This is a genomic window from Streptomyces tricolor (assembly GCF_002155905.1).
GTDB lineage: Bacteria > Actinomycetota > Actinomycetes > Streptomycetales > Streptomycetaceae > Streptomyces > Streptomyces tricolor.
Genome location: NZ_MUMF01000425.1, coordinates 1 through 8,348, shown reverse-complemented (window position 1 = coordinate 8,348; position 8,348 = coordinate 1). Strand labels below are relative to the sequence as shown.

Here is an 8,348-nt window from a genome sequence, read left to right as displayed (position 1 = left end):
CAGCTGCTCGACCAGCTCGCCGATTCCACCCAGCCCCCGCACCCCGCCGCCGGACGGCACCTCGCCACCGCGCGCACCCGGCTGTTCCAGGCCGCCGCCGGCGTGCACGACGCCTTCCATCTCCTGCCCGTCGCGGACGAACCCCCGACGGACACGGAATGCCGCCCCGAGCGGCTGCCCGAGGGACCTCCCGTCCTGACCATCTGCCAGCGCCACCTGACCGCAGGCCACGTCGTCCGCCGCAAGACCACCCCGAGCGACCTCAACACCCCACTGCACGGCCACACCACCACCTGCAGCCAGTAACCCCCACCACCGAAAGGCCCTCAATGCGCGCCCTGAAGCGCTCCACCTGCGCTGCCGTCATACTCGCCGCACTCGCCGGCACCGCCGCCCTGGCCACCGCCACCCCGGCATCCGCCGCCAGCTACCAGTGCAAGACCAGCAGCCACTCCGTCGACGACCCGTCGTACAACGGCCCCGACTCCGACAACTGGGACTTCGACGTGACGCTCTGCGCCATGCGCTCCGGCGGCAACATCTACACCACCGCCACCGTGTACTGGGACGGCCCGTACACGGCCAAGAACCGCAATACGTACACCTTCAACAAGGCCAAGTTCCAGCTCCAGACCAAGAAGAGCGTCAGCGGCACGGACCCGGTCGTGAAGTCCGCTGCCTACACCGGACTTGAGTACGCGCTCGAACACAGCAGCAGCCACGGCAACGGCTCCTACTCGACCGGAACCCTCAAGTACCCGGCAGGCTCGGGCCGTTACCTCGCCGACGGCTACATCCAGTTGGACTGGTCGGGCGACGGCAAGGACTACCGCAGCCCGGTTCTGTTCACTGCCTCACCGGTCGTCTGACCCCCACGCCACATCCGGACCGCAGTCACGTGAAAGCCGCCCCACCATGAGCCACCGGCCCGCGCGCCGAGCCCGCCGCGCCAGCGCCAGCCCCCTGTTCACCCCACACGGCACCGACCGTGCCTCCCGCAGGGCCGCTCGCCGACAGCTCGCCGAGGCAACAGCGAAGGCCCGCGCCGAAGCCGCCGCACACACCAGCAGCGCCGGCGTAGAGGAACAGGAGATGCCGCCGCCCCTCTTCCCGCCCGCCGGGCGGCCCGGCCCCGCGTCCTCCCGCAACAACAAGCTCAAGCTGCCCGCCCACCGCATGACCACCGCCACCGCCTCTGGGGCGTACCCGTTTCTCGCCGAAGGCGGCCTCGGCGCCGAGGGCATCTACATCGGCCGCGACGTCCACGCCGAAGCGAGCTTCGTCTTCGACCCGTTCGCGCTGTACGGCAAGGTCGAGGGCTTCACCAACCCCAACGTGCTGTTGGCCGGCGTGATCGGTCAGGGCAAGAGCGCGTTGGCCAAGAGCTTCGCGCTGCGATCGATCGCCTTCGGATACCGGGTCTACGTCCCCTGTGACCCCAAGGGTGAATGGACTCCGGTGGCACGGGCGCTGGGCGGCACCTCCATCGCGCTCGGGCCCGGGCTGCCCGGCAAGCTCAATCCCCTGGACGCGGCGCCGCGACCGCCGTCGGTCTCCGAGACGGACTGGGCGGGTGAGATCCGCAAGCGCCGTCTGCTGCTGCTCGGCTCGCTGGCCCGCACCGTGCTCGGGCGGGACCTGCTGCCGATGGAGCACACCGGGCTCGACGTCGCTCTGGACGCCGTGGTCACCCGCGCTGCCGAAAGCGGACGCACCCCGCTGCTCGGCGACATCGCCGCCACCCTCAACAACCCCGACGAACTCGACACGGCCGGCGGCCTGATGTCCGGCCGCCTCGGCGACGCCTCCCGCGACCTGGCCCACGCGATGCGCCGCCTGGTCCACGGCGACCTCGCCGGGATGTTCGACGCCCCCAGCACTGTCACGTTCGACCCCAACTCGCCGATGCTGACCATCGACCTGTCCCGCCTGGGCGGCTCCGGTGACGACACCGCGCTCGTCCTCGCCATGACCTGTGCCTCGGCATGGATGGAGTCCGCGCTGTCCGACCCGAACGGCGGGAGGCGCTGGATCGTCTACGACGAAGCCTGGCGCCTGATGCGCCACCCCGGCCTGCTGCAGCGCATGCAGTCCCAGTGGAAGCTGAGCCGCGGCCTGGGCATCGCCAACCTGATGGTGATCCACCGGCTGTCCGACCTGCTCACCGCCGGCGACGCCGGATCCCGCGGACGTGCCCTGGCCGAAGGTCTGCTCGCCGACTGCTCGACCCGCATCATCTACCGGCAGGAGACTGACCAACTCCATGCCGCAGCAGCGCTGTTGGGCCTTACCTCGGTGGAGACCGAGGCCATCTCTCACCTCAACCGCGGGCGGGGGCTCTGGCGGGTCGCCGGACGATCTTTCATCGTCCAACATCAACTCCACCCGCACGAGCTGGCGCTCTTCGACACCGACGCCCGCATGCACTGAAACGCAAGAGGCTCATGAAACCCGATGTCCAGCGCGAACTGATACCTCGCGACGACACCCTCCGCCTGATCGGCGCGCTCGACGCCCTGAAGGAAAAGCTGCTCGACGCCTCCCAGCAATGGGAACTGCTGGACGAGCACGGACATGTGCCGGCCGAGCCCTCCTACGCGGAACTACTCCAACACGCCGCCGACGCGCAGGACCTCTCCCGCGACGTCCTCCGGCTGGCTGCCGACTTCGCCCGGAGCCCTCACAGCACGAAACGCGCTGGCAGCGCCGTACTCGCCCACCTCGCGACAGCGGCCACCCTGTCGAGCCACGCCGCACCGCACTTCACCGAGACTGCGGAGACCGCCCTATCCCTGTCCCGGCCCTTTGGCCCGACCGACCGGACGTACCCGGAGAACCGCATGGTCATCGACCACGCCACGGCCCGCGCCTATCTGCGGCGCACCTCGGAATCCCTCCGTGACGCGGCCAAGGAACTCACCGCGCACCTCGACTTCCACCGCTTCTTCCCCACGCCTTCCCGACAGCAGAGCCCGGCGCCTGCGCCGCCCAGGCCGAGCGCACGCCACCGGTAGCCCGTGCCGAGGCATCTACGTCGGCATCCCACCGCAAGGAGTCCCCTGAACCGCCCCGCCCATTTCAGCGACGCCGACTGGGCCGAGTACCAGCAGTGCCAAGCCGAGCACGACGACCTCATGGCCCAGGTCGCCGAGCGCGAAGCCCAGATGGAACACGGCCTGATCGACGCCTACGACGAGTACGAATTCGACTTCACCCCTCTTGCGGAGCCAAAGCCCAGTCCCACTCGCCGGACCCCGCCGCTGCGTCGCACACCCTCGCGCGGGAGAAGCCGTGGTCGCTGAGGACAAGAACACCCCGACCGCCTCCCACGCCGACGCCCGCCGCACGTCCGCCGCCGCGTCCGCGCTCGCGCCGCTCCCCGACCACCGCAACGTGGACACCGCCTGGTGGCAGGAACTGTGGCGCCGCCACGCGCACATCACCACGCCACTGCGGCAACGCGGCCTGGAGTGCGACATCGAGTTCGGCCTCAGCGCGTACATCGTGCGCGTATCACTCCCCGACGACAGTTACCTGATCATCGGCCCGCCGCAGGAGCCCTCCTGCGACCGTCCTCCAGGGGACCCGCAGGGGTGGATCGTGACCCGCCAGCATCCCGACGAGCAGGCGCTGTTCGAAGTGATCTACGACTCGGCCCCCTCCGCCGACCCACGTGCCCCGGAGCGGCCCGAAGCCCGCCACGGCGGCAACGCCACGCCCCTGATCGAGGCGATCGACCAGCGGCTCATCCAGCTCGGGCTGCTGCCCGCTCCCTCCTCGTCCACCGCAAGCGCGCTCTTGTCCGCAGCCACGCCGACGCTCCGCCCGCCCAAGACCCTGGACGTCTCCGACAACGCGGACCGCACCTCCGTCTACGTCTACGGCAACGCGCTCCTCGCTCTCACCGACCGGCTCAACGCAACCGAGTCGCATGCGGACGCCGCCGCCCTGCTGCACCAGGTCCTGGACCCCACCAGCGGCCTGCTGGAGCGGCTCGGCGAGTTCTTCGAAGCAGCCGGGGAGAAAGCCAAGGAAGCCGAGCAGGACGACGGATTCGACCTCCACTACGACCTTGAGGACGCCGCAGCCACCTTGCGCAGTCTCGGTGAGGGCCTGCACACCGCCGTCGACCGCATGCGTGCCCTGGCCCCCGCGCGCCAGACCACCAGTGCTGCCCTCCCGTCGGGCCCAAGCCCGGGGCTGCCAACATCACGAGGTCCACGTGCCAGAACCCGCTGAACAGTCGACGCCGCATCGGGTGGCAGCAGCTGTCCCTCGAACTGCGCGGCGCCTCCGAGCCCCTCGGACTGCTCGACCACACCGGCCACGTCCTCGCCCCCTGCCCGTGCGCACGTCGCGGACGCGGACCAGGGCGGGGCGTCGGCCAGAGCTTCATCGTCCAACATCAACTCCATCCGCACGGGCTGGCGTTGTTCGACACTGACGGCACTACAGACAAGACAAGCACATGCCCTCTATTAGCCTCGGCGATCACGACCAGATCGGCGTCATCGCCCTCACCAGCAACGACGCCCCCGCAGCAGCCCACACACTCCTTGCCGAGCACGGCTTCTGGCGCCCACGTGGCGTCTTCGGCTACATCCTGATCCACGACAGGTACGACCACGACGTTCCGGCCCGGCTCGAGCGGTTCCTTGCCGCTGCCGCCCGGCAGGGCATCGGCGTGGAATACCACTTGCCCCGTATCCTCCCGGACGCCGGATCTCCCGCGGCGGGGAAGCGCGTTGAGGAACTGTGGCGCGAGAACCAGGAACGGGAGTACCGCCGTTCACGGCGCCAGGCCGCCCGGATCATCACCTCCGGCAGCGATCTGGAATCCCTTGCCCACGGCCTGTCTCGCCGCCTGCCCGGCGAATGGACGTTCCACGTAACCGACTTCGTCGATCCGGGCAGCCAGCTCGACTTCTTCGACGACCTGTGGGACAACGCGTGCCTTGCCAGCGCCTGGATGCAATTCCGCGTTCCCCGCGCCGCGATTCTCTCCGGCCCCAGCCGCCTGGAGCTGGTCGTGATCGACCGCCCGCTGCACCGCGAACAGGTCCTCGTCGGCGCGCTGTCCCTGCACGGCATCACCCACGACTACTTCGGCGACGACAACGCCCCGCACGCGATCGCGGTCCCCTCCGAGGCGGTCCGCGCCGCACACACGGTCACCCGACGGCTCCTGTCCCGCTACCACCAGGCCGCCCGCCGCCTTAGGAACCCATGCCCGCAACCCGCACCGACCTGTCCGTCTTCGCCACCGCCCTCGCCCAGCACCTGCCTGGACAGTGGTACCGCAAGTACGAAGGCTTCCCTCCTCCCAGAAACCACCGGTTGATCGCCGACCGCGTGTGGGACTGCGGTCCCGCCAATTCGGCCGTCCAGGACTTCCCCGACGCCCCCATCCTGCTCCTCGAAGGGCCCGACGACGCACAGCTGTGTGTCATCGAACGGCCCCGCCACCCCCGCCAGTACCTGGTCGCCCCGCTGGAGCCCGAGGGCTTCAAGCCGCACCACTTCCGCATGGTGGACGAGCCGAACGGCATCGCCGTCCCCGACGATCCGGTCCGAGCCGCCGCCGCGGTCACGCGCCGCGTGCTGCCCCACTACCGGCAGGCCATGGACGCGGTCCGTCTCAACGCCCGCACCCAGCCCGAGCCCCCGCACCGGCTGCCCGCACCGGAGGTCGCCCAGACCCTCACGCTGATCTGGTACCCCGACGGGGTCGTGGGCGCACCGTATAAGTCGGTACCGAAAGACGCCCGCACGGTGCTGTACGGCTGCCGTTTCCAATACCGCCCGCACGAGTCGGCGTTCGTCCTGCCCGCCTCCTACAGCACCAGCGACCGCGCCCTGCTCATCCAGAGCGCCGTGCGGCTGCTCACCGCTCAGGGCATCGGCGTCAACTTCCGCCACGCCGCCCCCGCCTCCGCGGGCTCACCGACCCGCCCGCCCACAGCGGCGCTGGGCACGCAGCTTCCGGCGGGCGGGCCGTCCGCGGCACGGAGGTAGACGCCCCCACTCATCCTGGAGTTGCCGCTGTCCGATCCTGACCAGCGGATGCTGCTGCACGACGTGGCGGACCGGCTCAACACCGTGGCCGAGCACCTCCCGCTCCCCGACCAGATCCAACCCGATCCCGGGCTGAGCGAGATCCTGGACGACGAAGTCCGCCACCTGGCCCGGCTGCTGACCTACCTCGCCGGCGAGACCGCCTTCCGCCACCGGGCCGCCGGCCGCTACCCGACCCGCGTCACGGCCACCCACCGCCGCACCACGCTCGCTCTCGCCCGAGCGGCCGAGCCCACCGGTGCCGCGCTCGCCGCCCTCGGAGCCGCCGTCCACCACCTCGGCCTCCTCGCCGACCACACGCGCCAAGCGCCTGGTCCCGCCCGCACCCGGGCGATCGCCTCCGCGCACCAGGGTCTCGTGGACCGGCTCGGTGAGAGCCGCACCCACCTCGCCCGCGCCGCGAAGCAACTGCGTGCCGCCGCCGATATCCGGGCGACACCAGCCGTGACCGCGCCGTCCCCGCGAGCGGCATCCGCCACCGCATCCCGTACCCGCTAACCCGCTATTTTCCCGGAGCTCCCTGATTCCCCTGCACACCTCCGCCCGCCGCACCGCCCTCCTGCTCACCGCTGTATCCGTCGCGCTGACCGCGTCCGCCTGCGCCACCTCCGACAGCCCGGACGCCGACACCACAGCCACGGCCACCCGCAGCGCCTCCCCCACCCCGACCGCCGAGCCGGCGCTGACGAAGAAGGAGGCCCTCGCCCAGATCGCCCACTACTCCAAGATCAACAATCAGGCCAACGCCGACCGGAACCGCGCCCTGCTCGACACGGTCGAGGACGGCCCGCTGTACGCGATGTCCATCTCTGACTACATAGAGACCGAGGGGCTTCCCGCGGCAGACCGCAAGCCGTACAAGCCGTGGTCCTACGACTCCGCGAACGCCAAGCTGTACATCCCGCGCCTGGCCGCCGGGCAGGACCGCTGGTTCGCCGCCGCGCTTTCGGACCAGAAGGGCAAGGCCCCCTCGCGTCTGGCGGTCTTTGCCGAACAACCCCAGCACAGGCGCTGGGAGTTGGTATCCGTCGTCGACCTCGACAGGCAGAAGCTGCCCGACGTCGCCCTCGACCTGGATGGGTACGCGACGGCCGTCGCCACCGACGGCAACAAGCAGCTGGCAGCCGGTGCCGACCTCCTACGCACCGGCGTGCTCGACAACTTCGCCACCGGAGGCGCGAACACCGGGACGAAGGTCTTCGCCCCGACCAGGGCGAGCAAGCGGCAGATCGAGGTCCACGACAAAACCGGCACCCGCTACGGGAACCAGGGCACCACCGTCTTCGCCGGCGCCGCCAACCGCTATACGGACGCCTACGCCCTCAAGACCACCGACGGCGGTGCGCTGATCCTCTTCTCCCACACGCACACCCAGACCGACGCCGTCGCGCACCCCGGCCTGCAGATCAACCCCGGCAAGGACGACCGCGCCTGGCTCCACGACGTGCCACGCACCTCCATCACGTACACGTTCGTGTGCAACGACGCCGCCACCGTCCCCGCGAAGGCCGAACCATCCCGGCTGATCGGCTACACCTGCGCCCGCACCGACGCCTCCGGCCCCCCGGTCGCCTCCTGGTCGGACCGCGCGTAGACGTGTCCCGTCCCAGGCGCCGCACGCCACCTTGATGGCCGCCGAACGTCCCCTCGCCCTTGCTCAATCTGGAGAACTCCCTGTCCACACGTTCCTTCATTGCCCGCCCCACCGTCGGAACGGGGTACAGCGGCATCCACGTACAGCTCGACGGCGTACCCAGTCACCATCTCCCGCTGCTCCTGGCCGCCTACCAGTACAAGTTCGGACGCGACGTGGAGGCCATGTCCCGGCACCTCATCGACGACGTCGCCGTCGGCTGGGACGAGCTGGGCACCGATCTCCTCGACGGTGCCCCGCCCGCGCTCGTAGCCGCGCTGACCGGCGGCGAGCAGTGGCCCAGCCGTACCCTCGACCACCTGATCACCCCGGACGGCTCCCCGCCGGTGCGCATGTCGGTCACCGACGGGACCGCGGACGAGCAGGACATGCAGTGGGGCTACGTCCTGCACCAGCAGGGCATCGAGGTGATCAGCCTCCTCCATGAGGACATCGGCCCCGTCGTGGACTGGGCCACCGACCCGTGCACCGCCTTCAACGACCACCCGGCGGCCTGGTCCTCCCTCGAGCCCGCACCGGCTATCCGGGCATCGCGCAGCACGCCGCCCCGGAGCGCACCCGCCGCAGCCCCGGCGAAGGCCGGCACCCCACACCCCGCCACGCGCCGCTAGTCCCCCTC

10 protein-coding genes are annotated in these 8,348 nt (G+C 70.5%); all 10 read left to right on the top strand.

Features of this window, described 5'->3' with window-relative positions; all coding sequences use genetic code 11:
- On the top strand, positions 1 to 306 hold a 306-nt coding region (locus CCN44_RS28175; protein WP_244203981.1), incomplete at its 5' end, for a DUF6238 family protein.
- Between the two features lie 23 nt (positions 307 to 329).
- Positions 330 to 869, top strand: a complete 540-nt coding sequence (locus CCN44_RS28170) for a hypothetical protein (protein WP_033306533.1) — start codon at positions 330 to 332, stop codon at positions 867 to 869.
- A 46-nt stretch (positions 870 to 915) separates the two neighbouring features.
- Positions 916 to 2,430, top strand: coding sequence for a TraC family protein (locus CCN44_RS28165; RefSeq protein WP_033306534.1), 1,515 nt, complete (start codon positions 916 to 918; stop codon positions 2,428 to 2,430).
- 14 nt (positions 2,431 to 2,444) lie between these two features.
- Positions 2,445 to 3,014, top strand: coding sequence for a hypothetical protein (locus CCN44_RS28160; RefSeq protein ID WP_086700610.1), 570 nt, complete (start codon positions 2,445 to 2,447; stop codon positions 3,012 to 3,014).
- A gap of 277 nt (positions 3,015 to 3,291) precedes the next feature.
- Positions 3,292 to 4,239 carry a hypothetical protein gene (locus CCN44_RS28150; protein WP_033306535.1) on the top strand — a complete coding sequence of 316 codons (948 nt, stop codon included), beginning with the start codon at positions 3,292 to 3,294 and terminating at the stop codon, positions 4,237 to 4,239.
- A 229-nt stretch (positions 4,240 to 4,468) separates the two neighbouring features.
- A complete protein-coding gene (locus CCN44_RS44105; RefSeq protein ID WP_063739287.1) occupies positions 4,469 to 5,341 on the top strand; it encodes a hypothetical protein in 873 nt (290 codons plus the stop codon).
- Entirely contained in the window at positions 5,338 to 6,015 is a 678-nt protein-coding gene (locus CCN44_RS28145; RefSeq protein WP_063739288.1) for a hypothetical protein, read from the top strand. The genes CCN44_RS44105 and CCN44_RS28145 overlap by 4 nt, the downstream gene beginning before the upstream one ends.
- 48 nt (positions 6,016 to 6,063) lie before the next feature.
- Positions 6,064 to 6,573: a hypothetical protein gene (locus CCN44_RS28140; RefSeq protein WP_033306536.1), complete on the top strand. Its 510-nt coding sequence runs from the start codon at positions 6,064 to 6,066 to the stop codon at positions 6,571 to 6,573.
- 301 nt (positions 6,574 to 6,874) lie between these two features.
- Positions 6,875 to 7,669, top strand: a complete 795-nt coding sequence (locus CCN44_RS28135; RefSeq protein WP_033306537.1) for a hypothetical protein — start codon at positions 6,875 to 6,877, stop codon at positions 7,667 to 7,669.
- A 98-nt stretch (positions 7,670 to 7,767) separates the two neighbouring features.
- On the top strand, positions 7,768 to 8,340 hold the full coding sequence (locus CCN44_RS28130) for a hypothetical protein (RefSeq protein ID WP_237482525.1): 573 nt from the start codon (positions 7,768 to 7,770) through the stop codon (positions 8,338 to 8,340).
- The last annotated feature ends 8 nt before the right edge of the window (positions 8,341 to 8,348 follow it).

What these genes read in the sequence shown, in the direction of transcription:
- CCN44_RS28170 (WP_033306533.1), top strand. Translation starts at nt 330, where the DNA reads ATGCGCGCCCTGAAGCGCTCCACCTGCGCTGCCGTCATACTCGCCGCA.
- CCN44_RS28165 (WP_033306534.1), top strand. Translation starts at nt 916, where the DNA reads ATGAGCCACCGGCCCGCGCGCCGAGCCCGCCGCGCCAGCGCCAGCCCC.
- CCN44_RS28160 (WP_086700610.1), top strand. Translation starts at nt 2,445, where the DNA reads ATGAAACCCGATGTCCAGCGCGAACTGATACCTCGCGACGACACCCTC.
- CCN44_RS44105 (WP_063739287.1), top strand. Translation starts at nt 4,469, where the DNA reads ATGCCCTCTATTAGCCTCGGCGATCACGACCAGATCGGCGTCATCGCC.
- CCN44_RS28140 (WP_033306536.1), top strand. Translation starts at nt 6,064, where the DNA reads ATGCTGCTGCACGACGTGGCGGACCGGCTCAACACCGTGGCCGAGCAC.
- CCN44_RS28135 (WP_033306537.1), top strand. Translation starts at nt 6,875, where the DNA reads ATGTCCATCTCTGACTACATAGAGACCGAGGGGCTTCCCGCGGCAGAC.